General features: G+C 52.5%; 21 protein-coding genes and 1 riboswitch. Of the genes, 16 read left to right on the top strand and 5 right to left on the bottom strand.

Annotated features, from left to right (window positions below; genetic code table 11):
* Window positions 1-298 precede the first annotated feature (298 nt).
* From NNL38_RS06625 to NNL38_RS06615, 3 genes are all read left to right on the top strand, one after another.
* A complete protein-coding gene (locus NNL38_RS06625; protein WP_255390582.1) occupies window positions 299-514 on the top strand; it encodes a T6SS effector amidase Tae4 family protein in 216 nt (71 codons plus the stop codon).
* Between the two features lie 59 nt (window positions 515-573).
* The gene (locus tag NNL38_RS06620; RefSeq protein ID WP_255390221.1) at window positions 574-861 is read left to right on the top strand and encodes a T6SS amidase immunity protein Tai4 family protein; all 288 of its coding nucleotides are present in this window, start codon (window positions 574-576) and stop codon (window positions 859-861) included.
* 262 nt (window positions 862-1123) lie between these two features.
* On the top strand, window positions 1124-1735 hold the full coding sequence (locus NNL38_RS06615) for a MarC family protein (protein WP_255390220.1): 612 nt from the start codon (window positions 1124-1126) through the stop codon (window positions 1733-1735).
* A gap of 49 nt (window positions 1736-1784) precedes the next feature.
* Here NNL38_RS06615 and NNL38_RS06610 read toward each other — a convergent pair whose 3' ends face one another.
* Window positions 1785-2717 (bottom strand): LysR family transcriptional regulator, encoded by a 933-nt coding sequence (locus NNL38_RS06610; RefSeq protein ID WP_255390219.1) that lies wholly within the window; start codon window positions 2715-2717, stop codon window positions 1785-1787.
* A 341-nt stretch (window positions 2718-3058) separates the two neighbouring features.
* Here NNL38_RS06610 and NNL38_RS06605 point away from each other — a divergent pair, with 341 nt between their 5' ends.
* The gene (locus NNL38_RS06605) at window positions 3059-3991 is read left to right on the top strand and encodes a sodium-dependent bicarbonate transport family permease (RefSeq protein WP_255390218.1); all 933 of its coding nucleotides are present in this window, start codon (window positions 3059-3061) and stop codon (window positions 3989-3991) included.
* A 108-nt stretch (window positions 3992-4099) separates the two neighbouring features.
* Here NNL38_RS06605 and NNL38_RS06600 read toward each other — a convergent pair whose 3' ends face one another.
* The 4 genes from NNL38_RS06600 to NNL38_RS06585 form a co-directional block, all read right to left on the bottom strand.
* Window positions 4100-4300, bottom strand: coding sequence for a hypothetical protein (locus NNL38_RS06600; RefSeq protein WP_255390217.1), 201 nt, complete (start codon window positions 4298-4300; stop codon window positions 4100-4102).
* Between the two features lie 157 nt (window positions 4301-4457).
* Complete coding sequence (gene hutZ / locus NNL38_RS06595; RefSeq protein ID WP_255390215.1) at window positions 4458-5018, bottom strand: heme utilization protein HutZ; 561 nt, start codon at window positions 5016-5018, stop codon at window positions 4458-4460.
* Between the two features lie 5 nt (window positions 5019-5023).
* Entirely contained in the window at window positions 5024-5500 is a 477-nt protein-coding gene (hutX, locus tag NNL38_RS06590; protein WP_439651388.1) for a heme utilization cystosolic carrier protein HutX, read from the bottom strand.
* 129 nt (window positions 5501-5629) lie between these two features.
* Window positions 5630-5764, bottom strand: a complete 135-nt coding sequence (locus NNL38_RS06585) for a hypothetical protein (RefSeq protein WP_255390213.1) — start codon at window positions 5762-5764, stop codon at window positions 5630-5632.
* Between the two features lie 311 nt (window positions 5765-6075).
* Here NNL38_RS06585 and NNL38_RS06580 point away from each other — a divergent pair, with 311 nt between their 5' ends.
* The 12 genes from NNL38_RS06580 to NNL38_RS06525 all read left to right on the top strand — a co-directional run bounded on the left by NNL38_RS06580 (window position 6076) and on the right by NNL38_RS06525 (window position 19386).
* Window positions 6076-6912 (top strand): heme/hemin ABC transporter substrate-binding protein, encoded by an 837-nt coding sequence (locus NNL38_RS06580; RefSeq protein ID WP_255390212.1) that lies wholly within the window; start codon window positions 6076-6078, stop codon window positions 6910-6912.
* A 17-nt stretch (window positions 6913-6929) separates the two neighbouring features.
* Window positions 6930-7967 carry a FecCD family ABC transporter permease gene (locus NNL38_RS06575; protein WP_255390211.1) on the top strand — a complete coding sequence of 346 codons (1038 nt, stop codon included), beginning with the start codon at window positions 6930-6932 and terminating at the stop codon, window positions 7965-7967.
* Window positions 7964-8779: a heme ABC transporter ATP-binding protein gene (locus NNL38_RS06570; RefSeq protein WP_255390210.1), complete on the top strand. Its 816-nt coding sequence runs from the start codon at window positions 7964-7966 to the stop codon at window positions 8777-8779. The genes NNL38_RS06575 and NNL38_RS06570 overlap by 4 nt, the downstream gene beginning before the upstream one ends.
* 464 nt (window positions 8780-9243) lie before the next feature.
* Entirely contained in the window at window positions 9244-10251 is a 1008-nt protein-coding gene (gene purR / locus NNL38_RS06565) for an HTH-type transcriptional repressor PurR (protein ID WP_255390208.1), read from the top strand.
* 276 nt (window positions 10252-10527) lie between these two features.
* Window positions 10528-10633: riboswitch (cyclic di-GMP riboswitch) on the top strand.
* A gap of 127 nt (window positions 10634-10760) precedes the next feature.
* Window positions 10761-11354, top strand: a complete 594-nt coding sequence (locus NNL38_RS06560; protein ID WP_255390207.1) for a TfoX/Sxy family DNA transformation protein — start codon at window positions 10761-10763, stop codon at window positions 11352-11354.
* Between the two features lie 315 nt (window positions 11355-11669).
* Complete coding sequence (locus NNL38_RS06555) at window positions 11670-12062, top strand: hypothetical protein (protein WP_255390206.1); 393 nt, start codon at window positions 11670-11672, stop codon at window positions 12060-12062.
* Window positions 12063-12212: 150 nt separating this feature from the next.
* On the top strand, window positions 12213-12803 hold the full coding sequence (locus tag NNL38_RS06550) for a carboxymuconolactone decarboxylase family protein (RefSeq protein WP_255390205.1): 591 nt from the start codon (window positions 12213-12215) through the stop codon (window positions 12801-12803).
* Between the two features lie 8 nt (window positions 12804-12811).
* Window positions 12812-15040, top strand: coding sequence for a dihydrolipoyl dehydrogenase family protein (locus NNL38_RS06545; protein ID WP_255390204.1), 2229 nt, complete (start codon window positions 12812-12814; stop codon window positions 15038-15040).
* Window positions 15041-15044: 4 nt separating this feature from the next.
* Entirely contained in the window at window positions 15045-16223 is a 1179-nt protein-coding gene (locus tag NNL38_RS06540) for an ABC transporter substrate-binding protein (protein WP_255390203.1), read from the top strand.
* Between the two features lie 62 nt (window positions 16224-16285).
* Window positions 16286-18049, top strand: a complete 1764-nt coding sequence (locus NNL38_RS06535; protein ID WP_255390581.1) for an ABC transporter permease — start codon at window positions 16286-16288, stop codon at window positions 18047-18049.
* The gene (locus tag NNL38_RS06530; protein WP_255390202.1) at window positions 18015-18686 is read left to right on the top strand and encodes an ATP-binding cassette domain-containing protein; all 672 of its coding nucleotides are present in this window, start codon (window positions 18015-18017) and stop codon (window positions 18684-18686) included. Before NNL38_RS06535 ends, NNL38_RS06530 begins: the two co-directional genes overlap by 35 nt.
* Window positions 18687-18771: 85 nt before the next feature.
* Entirely contained in the window at window positions 18772-19386 is a 615-nt protein-coding gene (locus tag NNL38_RS06525; protein ID WP_255390201.1) for a CDP-alcohol phosphatidyltransferase family protein, read from the top strand.
* Window positions 19387-19453: the final 67 nt, after the last annotated feature.

Raw genomic sequence — 19453 nt, 5'->3', positions numbered from 1 at the left:
CTGTAGTTCCCCCTCCCCCACAAGCCCCTGCCAGCTCAGCGCTGGCAGGGGCTTGATTTGTCAGAGCAGCAGGCAGTAAAAGAAATATAACCTTATTGGAGGTAAGTATTTCAGCATGGCAAGCCTCCGCAAAAGAAATCTATTTTAATTTAATATTTCTATCATTTTCATTCATTTACATTTAAATATGAAAATGCTTCATAACTGATAATATGGTATTTGTTTAGGATGAAAAATGATGAGATTTTCACGCTTCCATAAATAATGTTATGAGTGACCATGATGGCTATACGGCTTAATCAACTTTTTACACGATAGCTTCGGTAATCCGGAGGTCGTTATTGATGCCCCCCATACAGACAAACTTTCCGAATACAAAGGCATATTAGTTGTAGATGTTGATGTATGGTCAGACGCTTCTGGTCATGCCACGATTTGGACTGGTAACAGATGTACAGATCATTGTTATTTCCCTTTAGCGAAAAAGGCGTACTTATGGCAATTAAAAGACTAAGTTCCTTATTATTCGTCTTGAGTTGTAGTTTAAGCGTAAGTGCTCATAACTTGAACGACATGAGTGATAAGCAGTTGCTAAAGAACTATGCCTTATCCACATGCCTCGCCACATTTTACAAAGGATCTGAAGTATATGAAGATGCCATCGCTGCAATGCAAGGATACCGGGACTACTCGGATTTGCCGCTTGAAGTATTCTTCGACGTTTCAAAGCTTGTGGATAGTCGTGATCTGAACGGTTATCGTTCGAAAAAAGGTGACATAATTGAACTTGGGTATTGTATCGACTTTGCCGAATCAGAGAGCATTGACTTACTCTATCAACGAGCTTTAGCGTCTGAGTGATCACACATATTGAGGATCTCTTACATGCCATGAAGTTTGACGGGCAATATTTTGATGCCATACAGATGGTACTGCTAATTGGATGAGGTGCCAGACAAATCCCCCTGAAAATATACCAACGGATATACACGCAATTGAGCTCACGATTTCACAATTGGCAACGATTGTGAAGCGGCATCCCCTTCACGAAAAAGCCAAACTTCCGCTACACTTCCACAGGTGAACGTAGACGATCGGCAGTGTGACTTTCAGGTAACGATGGATGATCGATATCGCGGCGACATTTATTACTTTTTTTGCTGTAGTTGATCCCATCGGAACGGTACCGGTGTTTATTGCGGTCACCAGCCAGTTCGATGAGAAGGTCAGGCGCCGCATCGCCCTTCTTGCAACGCTGGCAGCAGCCTGCATCCTCTTGTTCTTTGTCGTAGCCGGGGAACTTATTTTAACCGCAATGTCGATCCCCCTGTCCGCTTTCCAAATTGCCGGCGGGATTGTGCTTTTTTTGTTTGCGCTCACCATGATCTTCGGCGAAAGCAAGCCGGATGAGGAGATCCGCCTGGTGAAATGTCATCACGAGACGGCCATTTTCCCCCTCGCGGTCCCCTCGATTGCCAGCCCGGGTGCCATGCTGGCCGCCGTTCTCCTGACAGAAAATGCTCGCTTCAGCCTGATTGAACAAGCCCTCACTTTCCTGTTATTGCTTTCGGTCCTGTTCGTTGCTTATTTACTGATGCTGATGTCCGGCGCGATTAACAAACTGATCGGCCGAAGTGGTGCCAGCGTCGTCAGCCGGGTGATGGGATTAATCCTGGCCTCTGTCGCGATGACCAATCTGCTGGCCGGGGTCACCTTATACTTTGGTCTTCAATGAAGGTGGTGCCGCTGTACGACTTGAGTCAAACTCTGGCGCGCAACTCCAATTAAAGGCGTGCAGCTTTTTTCACAATTTCCCGTCCTTCCGTTTCGACATAATTCAGAAACACCTTGGCGACCGGGGACAGGTGTTGCGATCTTGTCCAGGAGAAAGACCATTTCGACTGAATGGGCAAAGACGCCACATTAATTTTTTGAACGCCGTAAATCTCACCGAATGCAAGTGTGTGGGCCGACAGGATAGAGACCCCCAGTCGCGATAAAACAGAATGAATAATCGCTTCATTACTGGCGATTGTCATTTTAATATTCGGCTTACATTGCTGATTGTTGAAGAAGGACTCGATCGAGAAACGGGTGCCCGAGCCCACTTCGCGGATCAGAAAGTCTTCCCGGCAAAACTCTTCCAGAGAAACTTTGGTTTTTTTCGTCAGCGGATGGTTCGCCTCGGCAATGGCGACCAGATCATTGGACATAAACTCGATCACATCGAGATCTAACCCCTCAGGCAAATGGCTGAACACATAGAAGTCGTCCAGGCCCTGCTCCAGCCGTTCAATCACTTGTTGCCGGTTCGCGACCGTAAACTGGATATCAATCCCAGGGTAGCGCTCACAAAAGGGTCCCAGCAAGTGTGGAATAAAGTACTTGGCTGTGGTTGCACTCGCGAGCCTCAGCGTCCCCGATTTCAACCCCCTCAGGTTGGACAGATGCATGTCCAGCGCTTCACAGCTGTGAAGGATACTTTTTGCCGTTTCAACGGTTACCAGACCTGCATCCGTGAACACCAGCTTCTTTCCGACCTGTTGGTAAAGCGGCAGGCCGATCGCCTCAGCGAGCTTCTTCAACTGGATTGACACGGTAGGCTGGGTCAAAAACAAGGCTTCAGAAGCTGATTTAATACTCCCCTCCTCATAAACAGCCAGCAAAATTTCCAATTGACGAAATGTACCGATATATGAATGCAGCCTGGATGCCATTGTTCCTCCACTCGTAAACCACACCAATATAGACTTTTGTCTATTGATAGCATAGTAATTTTCTATTTTTATCTATTCTTCAGGCGCACTATGATTCCCCGAAAGTTATGGAGGTCATGATGAAGTATAGAAGTTTAGTCCTACCCACAGTCACGAGCACCGCCCTCATCGCATTTTATATTGCCAGCAGTTTAATCAATAGTGAGTCATTCGGATTTTCGGTACTAGCCATGATGCTGGCCGGCTTAACGGTCCTGAATGTTTTCAAACAATCCGTGCGCAAACAAGCATCGAAAGCTGATCATGTGACGATGCAACATTCCTTCGGAGAGAAGTAGTCCATGGTCATTGACGCAGTCGTAGCCTTCTTCATTCTTGGTGTTTTTTGTCGTTTGGTTGGGGCAAACATTTCATTTCCTGAAAACTTATATAAGTCCCTCAGTATGTTCCTGATGGTTGCGATTGGCCTCAAAGGAGGTCTGGCACTTCAGGAACACATCGATCCATCCTTATTGATCATGTCGCTGATGGTGATTGCATTTGGACTATTATTGCCGCTGGTCGCTTATCCTTTGCTCCGGTATTTCGGTCAGCTCGATAGAATCAACGCCGGCGCCGTTGCTGCACATTATGGCTCGGTCAGTGTTGCCACGTATGCGGTTGCGGTTGCCCTGTTGGAAGCGAACAACATCCGTTATGAAGCCTATTTCCCGCTCTTTGTCGTATTACTCGAGATGCCGGCCATTCTGGTGGGCCTGGTATTAGCCAAAGGCAGCATGAAAGTGATCAATGCCAATTTTATAAAAAAAGAGCTGCTGGCAAATCAAAGTATATTGTTAATGGTGGGTAGTTTACTCATTGGCTACTATGGCGGGTTGAGTGTTCAAAAACTGTCACCGTTCTTTATCGAGCTTTTCTCTGGAATCTTAGCTTTATTCTTGCTGAAAATGGGCTTGGTTGCAGGTGAGCAACTGTCCGAGCTGAAGAAGAACAGCCTCTTCCTGATCAGCTTTGGTATTCTGATGCCGATGATCGGCGGTATCGCAGGTACCGGACTTGGTGTTATTTTAGGATTCAGTGCCGGCGGGGTTGCATTAATGGCAGTGCTGGGCGCAAGTGCATCTTACATTGCCGTCCCGGCAGCGATGAAAGAAAGTTTACCTGAGGCAAACGCCGGCATGTCGATTACGGCATCGCTCGGTATCACATTTCCTTTTAACGTATTGCTCGGCGTACCGTTTTTTATCGCCTTAGGACAATACCTTCAAGGTTAAAACCAAGCAGGTCCGCAGGTGCCTCATCGCAGCATCGAGCCCCTGGAAAATACCCAGCAAAAAGCATTGCCTGCCCACACGGGCAGGCCATGGGAAGCAACCCTGAGTTCAATGGGGTTCCCCGTCCTCGTAGTCACTCAGCTCAATCCCCAGCTCTTCAGCGACTGCTGCCCAGTACGGCTCGGCTTCACAAACACAGCAATCACACCAGGGAGCGATTCCCTCATGCATGCTCATCCGCCGCGTCGGTTTGGTTTCACTTGTGGGTTGCCCTGAATGCCCGGCTCGGGATCGATTATAATCAGCCATGATGCCTACTCCATTCGATGCTGCTCTTTTGAGTGTATCGCATCACCGACAGGCTGCCTTCATCGTAGACAGATTACAGTTCGTCAGGCTCCCCGAAACAAACAGGGCCTGTCGGCATAACCGACAGGCCCTGAAAATCTGTTTTGAGCACAAGTACTTATAGCTCTTCTTCCGAGGTAGAAGTCACTTCGCTACCATCCTGAATGCGCTTGTGACCTTCCTGCAGATGCACGAAATCCACCAGATCATCACCGCTCACCTGGAACGCCTGACCAAAACCTTTGACGAACAGGCCCTGCGTTGGCTCCAAACGGAACAAGGTGAAATCTTCCAGACCACTCAGACCATCAACAATCTCGCCAAAACGTGCTCTCAGCCCGGCAATAGCTTCAACCCAGCGCTCACTCTGACGCTCAACCACCACCACATTGGCTTCAAAGGTCAATCGCTTACGGGCATAAATCGTCTTCGAGGTGCTTTCATCTTCGATCATCATCAGCGATACCTGTGGGTTTTCCAGCAGGTTGCGGGCATGCTTGGCAATCTGGCTGATCAGCACATAATAGCCATCTTCCAACATCGCAAACGGCGCATAGCTGACATTCGGCTTGCCTTCAGCATCCACAGTCGCCAGTTGCAGTGTCTGGCAAACTTCGCGAAATTCTTTAATTTCCGGGCCCAGGCGGTTTTGCAAACGCGCTTGTTTGACATCACTCATGATTGTTACTCTCCAAGAATCTGTTGTTTGAGTTGTTTAAATTGTTCAATTTGTTCCGGGAACAGCTGACGTTGCTTATCACGCCCCAAGTAGACTTTAAAGATACATTCGCCGTTATCCGCCAGAAAGCCGATAAAATAAGTGGCATTGCCGTTCGACGGCTTGCTGACCAGAACCACCTGGGCAACACGATCCAGGCGAAGGTGACCATGTAACTCACCTTCCTTCCCCATCAAGTTATAATAGCCGCGCGCTTCTTTTCCTTTCGGGAAAGGCGCCTTAATTTCAAAAATCGACCCCATCGAATGGACAATGGTGGTCATTGGCCCCCAGGAAGGCAAGGTTTCCAGCACGGCCTGAGCATGCTCGCCCGGCAGGGTTTCAACCCACTCAGACGGGAAGGCCATAATCACCTCCCCTTCTGTAATATCCAACTCCTGAGCAATCAGTACCGCATGCAACGCCGGGTTTTCAGCCAGCATCTCCGCAACTTTGATCTTCAGGGATTCTAAAGCAATTTTTTCAAACACTGTTTCTCTCCAAATCACACTGTATCAGAACTGTACCAGAGCAACAGGTTGCCTACAGTGCATGGGGTTCGTCTGACGAAGTCACGCTTCAAAGGCACTCATCATGCACGTCGCCATGCTTGCTGCAGCAACCAGCTCAATCGCAACAGCGAAACTGCCCACAACATGAAGTAAGGCGCCTTTCAAATGATAGCGGATCGTATTTGCACGCATCATAATGACCCGCAAACAACATTGCAAATGATAATTGATATTATTCGTGTTTCGTGGATAATGAGGGAAAAGTTCGTCCCACAAGCGACCCTGACAACTCTATTGATAATATTAGTTTCTATTTATCAATCAGTTGCTAATCATTGTTCGCCATTATTATCTTGCGGGAGAATCCTGAATCATTCACCGGCATCCGGCATCAATTGAAGGTAGATCCACCCAAATGAACATGACACGTTATGTCACCGCTGCCGCTGTCTTCATACTCGTTCACGATATCAAACCACACAACTATTAATGGAAAAGGATTAATCATGAAGCGTATTGCTCTGGCGACCGCACTCCTGCTCACCACAAGCGCAGCCTGGGCTAGTGAACGGATCATCAGCGCGGGGGCCGCCGTCACCGAGCTGATGTATGCGCTCGATGCCCAGTCGCAAATTGCGGCGGTTGATATTACCAGCAAGCCACTGGTCGATCAGTCAGTTCCGACGTTGGGCTACCATCGCCAGCTCTCTGCCGAAAGCCTGATCGCCCTCAATCCGACCCGCTTGCTGGGATCAAATGAGATGGGACCGAAAACGACCCTGGACTTGCTCCGTCAGGCCGGGATCGCAGTCAATATCCTCAACTCCGGCGAAACCGTGGATGATTTGATGATCCGAATTGATCAGGTCGGCGAACTCACGGGCAAGCAGGCCCAGGCAGCCGTTTTACAACAGGACGTCAAAGCCAAGCTTGCGGTTATCCAGGCGAACCTGGCACAAACCCAAACACCGAAGAAAGTCCTGTTTTTGTTGATCCGCGAAGGCCGCCCAGCCAATGTAGCCGGGCGCAACACCACTGCCGATACCGTGATCACTTTAGCCGGAGGGGTAAACCCGGCAGCCGAGGCCGTCGAATCCTACAAACCGATCTCCGTCGAAGCGATGGTGGAAATGCAACCCGATATCATTCTGCTTAGCTCACGCACCCTGTCCCATATTGGCAGTGCCGATGATCTGCTGCAGAAAATGCCACTGCTCGTTGCGACCCCGGCGGGACAGAACAAAGCAATCGCCACCATTGATGGCACCGCACTGATCGGCGGACTGGGCCTGAAAAGCCTGAACGAAGCGGCACGTTTGAACACCGTGTTTTACCCACACTAACTGACCCGAATAACACTATGCAGTTTCAACGCATTCCTGCCGCCATTATTTTTCCGCTAGGCCTGCTGGTCCTGGCAGCCGCGATCACCAGCTCGGTCGTCGTCGGTCCGATGGGTATCAGCTTTAGCGACAGCCTGAAAGCCCTGCTGCCCTGGCAGCCCGAGCTCCCGGCACATATTCAGATTGTGATCCACCAAATCCGGCTGCCGCGCACCCTGCTCTGTATTGCCGTCGGGGCCATTCTGGCCCTGTGCGGCGCCGTGATGCAAGGCCTGTTCCGAAACCCGCTGGCTGATCCCGGCATTATCGGCGTTTCCGGCGGTGCCAGCCTGGGCGCGGCTTTGGCGATTGTTGTATTTGCACCGCTGGCAACAAACTATCCATTGCTGCTCTCGCTGGGCACCGTACCAGTCTTCGCGTTTGTCGGCGGCGCGGTGAGCACCTACCTGGTCTATCGCCTCGGCACTGACAAAAACGGCACTTCAGTGACCGTCATGCTATTGGCCGGGGTGGCCATTGCTGCGCTTTCCGGCGCTGCAATGGGCCTGATGAACTATCTGGCCGATGATCAGGCGCTGCGAGATCTGTCTTTATGGAGCATGGGCTCGCTGGCTGGCGCGACTTGGCCGGGGATCGCCCTGGCGTTCGTGGCCTTAGGAGCCCTGATGCTGCTGTTTGATCGCGATGCCAATGGCCTCAATGCCTTCTTGCTCGGTGAAGCGGAAGCCCGGCATATGGGCATCAATGTCCAGCGGCTCAAACGTCGTTTGATCCTGCTGTGCGCTGCCGGTGTCGGGATCTGTGTTGCCTTGAGCGGCGTGATTGGCTTTCTCGGCCTGATCATCCCGCATCTGGGCCGTATGCTGTGTGGTCCGAACCACAAAACCTTGCTCCCACTTTCAGCGCTGCTGGGGGCACTGGTACTGCTGGTGGCCGATATGCTGGCGCGTGTCGTGGCTGCCCCGACGGAATTACCGGTGGGGATTATTACCGCGATTCTCGGCGCGCCATTCTTTATCTTTATGCTGATGAAGCAACGAGGCAGAATGTCATGACTCCTCCTCAAAATCCTGTCTCGGCACCCGAGCATCCGACCCCCGCGATTGAAGCCCGTGCGTTGAATCTGACCCTGGGCGGAAAGAAGCTGCTGGATGATTTTAGCCTCAATATTGCCAGCGGCGAACTGACCGCCCTGCTCGGACCGAATGGCGCCGGAAAAAGTAGCCTGTTGAAAGTATTGTGCGGTGAAGCCGAAGGCGGTGGCACAATTCGCTTTTTTGGGAAAGAGCGCAAAGATTACCCACCAGCTACGCTGGCCAAACACCTGGGTATCTTGCCGCAGCACAGCAACCTGGCCTTCGCCTTTACCGCCCGGGAAGTGGTTGAGCTGGGCAGCCTCCCTCTACAACTAACGAGAAAAGACACCCAGGCGTTGGCGACGGAAAAAATGACCCAGGTCGACGTCCTCGAACTTCAGGACCGGTTGTACCCATCTTTATCCGGGGGGGAGAAACAGCGGGTGCACCTGGCCCGGGTGCTGACCCAACTCAGCCACGCTGGCGACCAGTGCATATTGATGCTGGATGAGCCGACATCGGCCCTGGATCTCTCCCACCAGCACCAGACCTTGCAAGTAGCCCGAACACTGGCTAACGCTGGCGCCGCAGTGATTGTGGTGATCCATGACCTCAATCTGGCCGCCCAATATGCCGACCGTTTGGTGATCGTCAACCATGGCAAGGTGCAGGCCGACGGGCCCCCCTGGCAGGCTTTAACCCCCGACACTATTCAGCGGGTCTACGGCTGGCCGGTCCATGTCAGCAAGCACCCGACCCAGGATTTTCCGGTGGTCCTGCCTGCGGCATAGCCCAAAAAGTGATTCCTGCTCAACGACCTGCTTTCTCACCCCCCCGGTTCTGCCGGGGCTATCTGATGCAACGGTCACTACATCAGATATGCATCCAAGTTTAGAAAAATTGCAGTAAGTTTGTTGATATCTATCAAGAATTATCACCTTGCGATACAGAAACGTTGCACTGTGCGCTACACTCAGTAGAATGTGATCGCAAGCGATTACACAATGCAACGCCTGAAAGGTGAGGAAGAAAGCCGCTCGTCAGAGAAGCGGCTTTTTGACGTTTTATACGCAGTATGAAACAGCATGATGGTCTTTATGAACGCAGATCATCATGCCAAACTGAACAATTATCTGGCCTGACTCCCGGAGGCATACCAGATACTTATTCAGTTTGGTACATGGCTGTTGAATGCTGTTCAGATCAATGAAGATAAATGGGCCCAGGCCCACTTTGAATTATTAGAAGAATAAGTATGGCAACGATTAAAGATGTTGCACGTTTGGCAGGTGTTTCAACCACAACAGTGTCTCACGTGATCAATAAAACCCGGTTTGTTGCAGAAGCAACTCAGAAGAAAGTTCTGGCCGCTGTAGACGAACTCAACTATGCCCCGAGTGCTGTGGCGCGTAGCCTGAAATGTAATACCACCCGAACCATCGGCATGCTGGTCACCAAGTCGACCAACCCATTTTTCGCCGAAGTAGTTCACGGTGTCGAAGAATACTGCTACGGAGAAGGCTACACCCTGATCCTGTGTAATACCGAAGGCAACCTGGAAAAACAGCGCGATTACCTGCGAATGCTGGCTGAGAAACGCGTGGATGGCCTGCTGGTGATGTGTTCCGATCTTGACGATAAGCTGCTGGCCCTGCTGGAACGCCAGAAAGATCTGCCGATGGTGATCATGGACTGGGGACCAGAGAGCCCGCATACCGACAAGATTCAGGACAATGCTGAGCTGGGCGGATATGTCGCGACCAAGTACTTTATTGAGCACGGCCACCAGAAAATTGGCTGCCTCACCGGCCATACCGAGAAACTCACGTGCCGTGAGCGCCTCAAAGGCTTCTACAAAGCAATGGAAGAAGCCAATCTGAGCGTAAATCCGGACTGGCTGATTGAAGGTGACTTTGAATGTGAATCTGCTGTTGCCGCGGCAAAGCAATATATCGCGATGGACGATCGCCCAAGCGCCATTTTCTGTTTCAATGATATTATGGCCATGGCGCTGATCAGTACCTTTGAGCAGGCCGGGCTGCGCGTACCGGATGATGTTTCCATTATCGGCTACGACAATATCGACCTGGCGCCTTACTTCTCTCCGCCGCTGACCACCATCCACCAGCCGAAGCAGCGCCTGGGTCAGAAGGCCATTGAGATCCTGATGGCACGGGTGAAAGACAAACAACATGAGCGCCGTATCTTTGAGATGGCTCCGGAATTGGTTGTCCGTAAATCTGTCAAGAAGATAAACGCTTAATTGCTTATCACTTTCAATTTTGCCATACAAAAAAACCGATAGCTTGCTATCGGTTTTTTGTTGCAATTTTGACATTGCCCTCAAGTTCTATTACTGACAAAGTTATTTATGGGTAAATCATGGGTTAGAATCGTTCTAAAACTGTGCTACCTGTTCAAAAATTGTGACTCTTGGATATTCTTGTCCCGATGATATTGCTTTATTTGTGGAAGGAGTGTCACATTTTTAAAAGTGGGACCAAGTTCAAAAATATCTTCTGAGATATGCTTATTTGTGTCACGAACAAGGCAAACCATTTGAAAGAATGGGACGCAAAGCTTCCGGCCTAAAAGTCGCTTATTTATCAATAATTAAGTCAACTTATGGTAGCGGGGTTGCCGATGGATATAGCAAGAAGTCATGCTCAGAATTCTGACAAATCCCTGACATTGCTTTTCTTTGAAATTTGCTAATCTGAATCCTCGCTCTGTTGTTAGGTGACTCAAGAAATTTTTCACCGAGAAAGAAGCATGGACAAACCAGTACTTAAAGATTCTCTTCGACTATTTCGTTGTTTTGACAATGTAAAATCACGTTCAATGTTTGGTGGCTTTGGAGTTTTCTCAGGCGAAACCATGTTTGCGTTAGTGGTTAACGACAAACTGCACCTGCGGGCCAATGCTGAAAACGAAGAACAATTCAAGAAAGCCGGATTGAGCCCGTACGTTTACAAAAAACGTGGGTTCCCGGTGGTCACGAAACATTACGCAATTCCTGAGGAATGGTGGAATGAACCGGAGAAAATCATCGAACACGCAAAGCACTCTTTTGAAGCTGCCAAGCAGGATAAAGAAAAGAAAAGCCAGAGTGGCCCAAGCCGGATCAAGGATCTGCCGAACCTGCGCTTAGCTAATGAGCGGATGTTGAAAAAAGCAGGGATCACGACCGTCGATGAGCTCTACGAAGCCGGTGCGTTGAACGCTTTCAAAGCGTTGCAGGAAACCCACCAGGACACGGTTAATATCGATTTGCTGTGGGCCCTTGAGGGTGCGGTCAGCGGACGCCATTGGTCTGTGATTCCGCAGCAGCGTCGCTCTGAGCTGTTGGCGAAATTAAACTCCTGAGCAACCCACCTATCGGTTTCTCTGAACATACCTATTTCGAAAGAGGCGATTTCCGCCTCTTTCTGCTCCCCAGTATCCCTCACTGGCCTTCCACATCATATGACTACCAGTAACTGAACAACAGTCTGCCAAGGAGCTCTCCCTCACACGACGTAGAATGTCAAATTTGCACCAAGTGAATGACATTTTTCTGTGAAGAAATGCCAAACATTGACACCACTCCCAAAGCTGTTCACAAATCAGTCAACAAGGTTTTCATCCCCTGCTGGCTCAGTAGAATTGGGGCGTCAACGCAGCCGCCGCAGGGAGGGTCTTATGTACAGCTCGCAACCTTTTCCAGGACAATCCAGCCAGATGTTCAAAGACAAGTTTTGCAAATGGCCGAAACTGATGCGTTTGTTAGTTTTGCTCAACTTGCTGCCCACCATTGTGATTGTCTTCGTCGTCCATCAGCAACTCGCCCCATTTTCAATGCTGGATGAAGTGTTGGCAGTGACCGCAGGGTTTAACGGCCTCCTCCTGTTGTGGGGGGTACTGCTTAAAATCCGCTCTAAAAAGTACTGGTATCGCAATTACCATATCGGTAAAACCATGGCTGTAGCCTTGCTGCCGGTCCTAGCTTCCGGATATCTGTTTATCTCTCAGCCCACTATGCCGGACATGGCGCAACAGCAAGAGTCAAAAGCCGTCTATATTTCGCTCAACTAAACGAATTTAAAGATTTTTTCCTCAAAACTGAAATATTTCCGGCCCCTGCTCGGTCTTGTCTCATACCCAATTCGGTATTGCTGCGTTTTTGCCAAAGATAAATGCTATCTTGGTTGCAGATGCAGCAGACAGGCAACCTAAGAGGCAGATGTGCGTATTTCAGCCAAGCAACACTATTCTTTTCTTATCAAGCCACTTCTCTGGCTTCAGAAACGCCATTACGGCCATCCTCTGAATCCGGCGCTGTTATGGGGGCGCCGCCCTGCCCTGTTCTGGCTGGTTGCCGGCTTCTTTGGCTACCTGGACCGAAAATCCTCCCCGTTAACCCCGGTGATCCGCTCACTGATCTGCGTCCGCGTTTCGCAGCTCAATCACTGTGCATTTTGTGTCGATGCTAATGGGATGAAGCTGGCCGAGCGCTGTGACTCTGTCGAAAAAATCAAAGCGCTGGCGCATTGGCAGCAAAGTGAGCTGTTCAGCCCCGAGGAGCAGGCGGTGCTGGGCTACACCGAAGCTATCACAGTCACCGGACAGCAAGTCACGGACACCATGTTGTCAACATTGAAACAATGGTACGACGAGGATGCGCTCGTAGAGCTCACAGCCCTCATCGCTTTCCAGAATCTGTCCGCCAAATTTAATACCGCCCTGGATGTACCTGCGCAGGGCTTTTGCTCACTGCCGATCCAACCGGAGCAATCCGCTCCGCACCCGACTCAGCCGACTAACCACACAAAGTAGGTAACGTTATGGATAAGAAAAAAATAGGACTCTTCAGCATCGTTGCCGCCCTCATCGGCCTCTGGTTTGCATTTGATCTGGGTCAGTACTTCACCCTGGAGCAGGCCAAATCGCAGCAGCTTGCCCTGCAGGATACGATTGCCAGTCAGCCCCTCACCGCCAGCCTGATTTACTTTGTAGTGTATATCGGGGTAACCGCACTATCCCTTCCAGGCGCTGCGATCATGACCCTGCTGGGCGCCGCACTGTTCGGATTCTGGTGGAGCCTGCTGCTGGTATCATTTGCCAGCTCCATCGGCGCCACCCTGGCCTTTTTGTTCAGCCGGTATATTCTACGCGACTGGGTTCAGGACAAATTTGGCCACCGCCTTGCTCCTATCAATGCAGGCGTCGAAAAAGATGGCCCGCTGTATCTGTTTACCCTGAGACTGATCCCGGTATTCCCGTTTTTTGTCGTCAACCTGCTGATGGGTCTGACGCCGATCTCAACCCGGATGTTCTACCTGATCAGCCAGCTCGGGATGCTGGCGGGCACCATGGTGTATATCAACGCCGGAACCCAGTTGGGTGAAATTGAATCGCTGAGCGGGGTGATTTCGCCACAAGTACTCTTCTCGCTGGCCTTGCTCGGCGTTTTCCCGCTCTGTGCCAAAGGGCTGATGGGCCTGTTCAACCGCCGTCGTCTTTATAGCAACTGGCCCCGACCGGCACAGTTTGACCAGAACATGGTGGTTATTGGTGCCGGGGCTGGCGGGTTAGTCAGTGCCTACATCGCTGCTGCCGTCAAAGCAAAAGTAACCCTGATTGAGCGCCATAAAATGGGCGGGGATTGCCTCAATACCGGCTGTGTGCCGTCCAAGGCACTGATCCGTGCCGCGCATACTATGGCAGAGATCAGCCGCGCCGATGAGTTCGGCATCACCACTGACCGCCCGACAGTCGATTTTGCCCGGGTCATGGACCGGGTTCAGCAGGTGATCCGCAAAGTCGAGCCTCATGACTCCGTTGAACGCTATTCAAAGCTGGGGGTCAACTGCATTCAGGGCGATGCCCGGATCCTGTCGCCATGGGAAGTCGAAGTCAACGGCCAGCGTATTACCACCCGCAATATTGTCATCGCCACCGGGGCCCGCCCGCTCGTGCCGCCAATCCCCGGTTTAGAGACGGTTAACTACTACACCTCCGATACTATCTGGTCACTGGAAACGCAACCGAAGCGCTTGCTGGTACTCGGTGGCGGCCCGATCGGCTGTGAACTGGCCCAGAGCTTTTGTCGCCTCGGCAGTGAAGTGACCCTGGTCGAAATGGCTGATCAGCTACTGGTCCGTGAAGATAGCGATGCCGCTTCACTGGTGTTGCAGAGCCTGCAATCCGATGGCGTTGACATCAAACTCAGCCACCGGGCCATGCGCTTTGAAGCAACGCAAGATGCCAAGGGACAGCCCCTATACCGGGCTTACCTCGACTTGAATAAGGAAAAGCAGGTGGTGGTTGAATTTGACGCCCTGCTGCTTGCCCTTGGCCGGGTTGCCAATGTGCAAGGATTCGGACTTGAAGCGTTGGGAATCGAAACCACCGAGCGCGGCACCGTGCAGGTCAATACGTTCATGCAGACGGCATACCCGAATATTTTCGCGGTCGGCGATGTTGCCGGTCCGTTCCAGCTGACCCATGCCGCAGCCCACCAAGCCTGGTACGCTGCGGTCAACGGCCTGTTTGGTCAGTTCAAGAAATTCAAAGCCGATTACTCGGTACTGCCAGCTGTGACATACACCGCGCCGGAAGTCGCCCGGGTCGGGATCAATGAAACCGAAGCAAAAGCGCAACGTATTGATTATGATGTGATCACCTACGGCCTGGATGATCTGGACCGGGCCATTACCGATGGCGCAGATCACGGTTTCGTAAAGGTCATTACACCAAAAGGCAAAGATACTATTCTCGGGGCCACAATCGTCGGCACCGGTGCCGGTGAATTACTGGCTGAATTTACCCTGGCGATGCGACATGGCTTAGGCTTAAACAAGATCCTCGGCACTGTGCACCCATATCCGACCATGAGCGAGGCCGCCAAATACACGGCCGGGGTGTGGAAACAAGCCAATGCGCCGCAAACGGTGTTGGCCTGGGTCGAAAAATACCATCGCTGGATGCGTCGTGACCGCACGGGCGCAAAGGCCAATGACTCGAAACCTACATTACCCGAAACCCAATTCAAACAAGAAAGGGATAGCTAATTTCATGAAAAGATTACTCGCCGGGTTCGCCCTGTCATTCGTTGCCGGATTTGCGAGCGCCAATAACCCAGCGCCCCACACTACCGAGCAGTGGCAGCAAACCGTCGACAATGCCAGGGGGCAAACTGTTTACTTCAATGCGTGGGGCGGCAGCCAGGAGATCAACGATTACCTTCGCTGGGCTGATCGCCAGCTCCAGAGCCAGTACGGGGTCAGCCTCAAGCATGTCAAAGTCGCCGACATTGCCGAAACCGCGCAGCGCCTGCTGGCTGAGAAAGCCGCCGGAAAAGATCAGAACGGCAGTGTCGACCTGGTCTGGATCAACGGCGAAAACTTCCGCTCGATGAAAGAAAATAACCTGCTGTACGGGCCGTTTACCCAGACACTGCCGAACTGGTCGCTGGTCGACAAGTCCCTACCGGTCAATGAAGATTTTACCGAGCCGACCAATGGGCTGGAAGCGCCGTGGGGCGTCGGCCAGCTGGTGTTTATTCATGACACACTGACCCTGAACAATCCGCCGCAAAATTTCGCTGAGCTGTTGAGTCTGGCCAAAGCCTACCCCGACAAGGTCAGCTACCCGCAGCCACCTGAGTTTCACGGCAGCAGTTTTCTCAAGGCCGCATTGCTGGAGCTCACCACGGATAAAACCGCGCTGTACCAGCCGCTCGACCCGAAAACCGAGCACGCTAAATTTGAACGCGTTACAGCACCGCTGTGGCAGTACCTGGACCAGCTCCATCCGGTCGCCTGGCAGCAAGGAAAGCAGTTCCCGTCAGGCAGCAGCGAAATGATTCAATTGCTGGATGACCGGCAGTTGCTGCTGGCCATTACCTTTAACCCGAATGCGGCCAACGCCGCTATTGCCAATGGTAACCTGGCTAAATCGGCCCAAACTTATGCATTCCAGCAAGGTGCCCTGTCGAACATTCACTTCCTGGCGATCCCCTGGAATGCCAGCGCCAAAGAAGGCGCCCAGGTTGCAATTAATTTCCTGATGAGCCCGCAGGCGCAGCAGCGTAAAGCCGATGCCGAGATCTGGGGCGATCCGTCTGTGCTCAAGCCAGATGCGCTGGCCACAAGCAACTCCCAGGGCTTCACCTTGTTTAAATCCATTCCGGAGCCGCACCCGAGCTGGTTAACTGCGCTGGAGATCGAATGGCAAAAGCGCTATGGCAGCTAAACGCATGTAAGGAAAATAACAGGGAACAAACCTGACCTTGCTCCCTGACATCTTGATGTATGATGATTCGCTTGTTGTATTTACTCACCCTGCTCCTGTGGGCCCTGCCGTTTATCCCCGGGGTATTGGGGATACTGATCCCGGCTTTCTCCTGGCTCCCCGTACTGGGAATGACCACCCCGAGCCTCCAGGCTTTTACAACGGTATTATACTGGCCGGGCCTTAGCACCGCGATCGGCCTGACCCTGTTGACAGGCCTTGGCAGCACGCTACTGGCAGTGCTGTTCTGCTTTTTGATCCTGAAACGCTACTGGGGCAGTCGCCGCTGGCAATTATTGGAGCATAGCTTGTCTCCGATGCTGGCGATGCCCCATGTCGCGTTTGCGATTGGCTTTGCATTTGCCTTTTCCCCGACCGGATGGTTGTTTCGCCTGTTGGAATTTTTCGGGCTCAACACCTACGGCTGGTTTAGCCTGACTCAGGATCCGTACGGCCTTGGCCTGATGCTGGCCTTAGCCGTCAAAGAAACCCCTTTTCTGCTGTTGATGAGCATTGCCGTATTACAGCAAATTCAAGTCAGCCGGTTAATGGCGGTTTCCGCCGGGTTGGGGTATAGCCGTCACGAAAGCTGGCTCAAGGTGATCCTGCCGCAATGGCTGCCCGGCATGCGGCTGCCGATTTTTGCTGTCACCGCCTATGGACTGTCCGTGGTTGATGTCGCGCTGATCCTCGGCCCCACCCGGCCACCCACGTTAGCCGTACTGGTTTGGCAGTGGTTTAACGAGCCCGATCTGACTCTGCTACCACGCGCTGCAGTGGGTGCTCTCGTGCTGCTGTCCATCGCCCTGCTGACACTCGGAATGCTACGCGCCAGTGAATGGCTGGGCTTGCGTTATTGCCGTCACTGGCAGTTCAGCGGTCCGACGAAAAAGCAGCACCCCCCCCGAATCCATCAGCACGCAAAAAAAATAGTAAGAACATCAGCACCGCGACGTTTGACCGGGTTTCATCTACCGCTCTACCTGCCATTCGTTGCGATCCCGATGATCGTGATCCCGGTGTTAATGCTCTGGTCGGTGGCCCAGCGCTGGCGGTTTCCGGATCTGTTGCCAAGCCGCTACAGTGCCCGATTCTGGCAACAGGAATCCGCCTCGCTGATTGAGCTGGCGACCAACAGCATCACCCTGGCCCTCATCAGCAGCCTGGCCGCCCTGATTCTGGCGATCGCCTGCCTGGAATACCGGCAGAAATATCAGCGCGGCCTGCCCGGTTGGTTCATTGCCCTGCCGATGGTGATCCCGCAGCTGTCGCTGTTATTCGGGATTCAGATCACCACCTACTGGATCCCCGGTCAGTGGTACTGGTTCTGGGTCTGCTGGGGCCACCTGCTGTTTGTCTTTCCGTATCTGTATCTGGCGCTGGACGGTCCGTGGCGGCATTACGATAGTCGCCTCGATCAGACGGCCCGCAGCCTGGGCCTGAACGGCTGGCAGACCTGGTGGCAGGTCAAATGCCCATTGCTGCTGCCGGCCATCTGGCTCGGCCTCGCGGTCGGGATCAGCGTCAGCCTGGCCCAGTACCTGCCAACCCAGATGCTCGGTGCCGGACGGATCTCAACCATGACCACCGAAGCCGTGGCCCTGGCAAGCGGGCAGGATCGCCGGGTCAGCGCAGTGTACGGCCTGATCCAGGGCGTTCTGCCGCTCATTTTCTTTTCTTTAGCCATGGCGGCCAGTCGCTTCAGCGCCCGCTTCCGCCGGACCAAACCGCAACAACGGAGAGAAAGCACGGATGACATTATCTGTGGAAAACCTCACTATAAATAACCGTGATCAGGCACTATTCCCGCCGCTCACTTTTGAGGTCGTACCCGGCCAGGTGTTAACCCTGATGGGCCCCAGCGGCTGCGGGAAATCCACCCTGCTCAGTGCCATTGCCGGCCATTTAAGCCCATATTTTCAGCTTTCGGGAAAGATTGAACTCAACGGCGAAAACATGTCGCCTCTGGCTCCGGATCAGCGCCGGATTGGCATCCTGTTCCAGGATGACTTACTGTTTCCGCACCTCAATGTATGGGAAAACCTGGCATTCGGTCTGCCTAAAACAGTCAAAGGCCCGGCCCGTAAAACGAAGGCGCAGGCGATCCTCGATCAGCTCGGGCTCAGCACGCTGGCCAATCAGATGCCCGATGAAATCTCCGGAGGGCAGCGTGCCCGAATCAGCCTGATGCGTACCTTGCTGTCCAGGCCCCATGCAGTGCTGCTTGATGAACCATTCAGTAAACTCGATAAAGCACTGCGCAGCGAGTTTCGCCAGTTCGTCTTTGATCAGATCCGTCAGCAGGCCATTCCGGCGCTGATGGTGACCCATGATGAGGATGACATTCCGGCTGGCGGCGAGGTGTTGCGCTGGCCCTGGCGCACCGAATCGGCGGTGAAAGCACCCATACCCGAGTCCAGCTGAACAGGCCATCACAAAGCCCGAAAGGGAAAGACCTGAAGACGAAGCACAGAAGACCAAAGACCATGAAACCAATTGAGAGAATCGCATGTTAGATCGTTATGCCATCAAAGTGATCCGCTGGCCATTACAATCGCTGTCTGCACTACCGGATAAAATGGGGATCAATGCTAACCAGATCACCCTGACCGGCTTTGTATTCGGGCTGCTGGCCCTGCCTGCCCTCGCTTGGGAGCAGTATGGCTGGGCACTGACTTTCATTCTCCTTAACCGGCTTTTTGACGGGTTAGATGGCGCAGTCGCCAGGCGTCAGGGGATCACTGATTGCGGCGGGTTTCTCGATATTACGCTGGATTTCCTGTTCTACTCCCTGATCCCGTTCGGCTTTGTGCTGGCCAACCCCGAGGCCAATGCGGTCGCCGGGGCATTTCTGATCTTTGCCTTTGTCGGCACCGGTTCCAGCTTTCTGGCCTTTGCGATCATGGCCAGCAAACGCAACCTCGAAAGCCCGGTCTACAAGCAAAAGTCGCTGTACTATATTGGTGGGCTGACCGAAGGCACAGAAACCATTGCCTGTTTTGTCCTGTGCTGTCTGCTGCCACAGTACTTTGCCCTGATCGCCTGGATCTTCGGTGCGCTGTGCTGGATCACCACCAGCACGCGGATCTGGGCCGGTTATCAGACCCTGAAAGCCCAGTCCTGATCCGCCTGCCCAATCGAAAAGCCGCCGCAGATCGGAAAGCGATCTGCGGCGGCTTGTCATTCACCTA

Origin of the sequence: Photobacterium atrarenae (assembly GCF_024380015.1) — a bacterium.
Taxonomy (GTDB): domain Bacteria; phylum Pseudomonadota; class Gammaproteobacteria; order Enterobacterales; family Vibrionaceae; genus Photobacterium; species Photobacterium atrarenae.
This window is presented reverse-complemented; position numbering and strand designations above follow the sequence as displayed.

Bases quoted from the DNA above. Each gene is read 5' to 3' on its own strand.
- NNL38_RS06620 (WP_255390221.1), top strand. From the start codon at position 574: ATGAGTGATAAGCAGTTGCTAAAGAACTATGCCTTATCCACATGCCTC.
- NNL38_RS06615 (WP_255390220.1), top strand. From the start codon at position 1,124: ATGATCGATATCGCGGCGACATTTATTACTTTTTTTGCTGTAGTTGAT.
- NNL38_RS06610 (WP_255390219.1), bottom strand. From the start codon at position 2,717: ATGGCATCCAGGCTGCATTCATATATCGGTACATTTCGTCAATTGGAA.
- NNL38_RS06605 (WP_255390218.1), top strand. From the start codon at position 3,059: ATGGTCATTGACGCAGTCGTAGCCTTCTTCATTCTTGGTGTTTTTTGT.
- NNL38_RS06600 (WP_255390217.1), bottom strand. From the start codon at position 4,300: ATGGCTGATTATAATCGATCCCGAGCCGGGCATTCAGGGCAACCCACA.
- hutZ (WP_255390215.1), bottom strand. From the start codon at position 5,018: ATGAGTGATGTCAAACAAGCGCGTTTGCAAAACCGCCTGGGCCCGGAA.
- hutX (WP_439651388.1), bottom strand. From the start codon at position 5,500: ATGCTGGCTGAAAACCCGGCGTTGCATGCGGTACTGATTGCTCAGGAG.
- NNL38_RS06585 (WP_255390213.1), bottom strand. From the start codon at position 5,764: ATGATGCGTGCAAATACGATCCGCTATCATTTGAAAGGCGCCTTACTT.
- NNL38_RS06580 (WP_255390212.1), top strand. From the start codon at position 6,076: ATGAAGCGTATTGCTCTGGCGACCGCACTCCTGCTCACCACAAGCGCA.
- NNL38_RS06575 (WP_255390211.1), top strand. From the start codon at position 6,930: ATGCAGTTTCAACGCATTCCTGCCGCCATTATTTTTCCGCTAGGCCTG.
- NNL38_RS06570 (WP_255390210.1), top strand. From the start codon at position 7,964: ATGACTCCTCCTCAAAATCCTGTCTCGGCACCCGAGCATCCGACCCCC.
- purR (WP_255390208.1), top strand. From the start codon at position 9,244: ATGGCAACGATTAAAGATGTTGCACGTTTGGCAGGTGTTTCAACCACA.
- NNL38_RS06560 (WP_255390207.1), top strand. From the start codon at position 10,761: ATGGACAAACCAGTACTTAAAGATTCTCTTCGACTATTTCGTTGTTTT.
- NNL38_RS06555 (WP_255390206.1), top strand. From the start codon at position 11,670: ATGTACAGCTCGCAACCTTTTCCAGGACAATCCAGCCAGATGTTCAAA.
- NNL38_RS06545 (WP_255390204.1), top strand. From the start codon at position 12,812: ATGGATAAGAAAAAAATAGGACTCTTCAGCATCGTTGCCGCCCTCATC.
- NNL38_RS06540 (WP_255390203.1), top strand. From the start codon at position 15,045: ATGAAAAGATTACTCGCCGGGTTCGCCCTGTCATTCGTTGCCGGATTT.
- NNL38_RS06535 (WP_255390581.1), top strand. From the start codon at position 16,286: ATGATTCGCTTGTTGTATTTACTCACCCTGCTCCTGTGGGCCCTGCCG.
- NNL38_RS06530 (WP_255390202.1), top strand. From the start codon at position 18,015: ATGACATTATCTGTGGAAAACCTCACTATAAATAACCGTGATCAGGCA.
- NNL38_RS06525 (WP_255390201.1), top strand. From the start codon at position 18,772: ATGTTAGATCGTTATGCCATCAAAGTGATCCGCTGGCCATTACAATCG.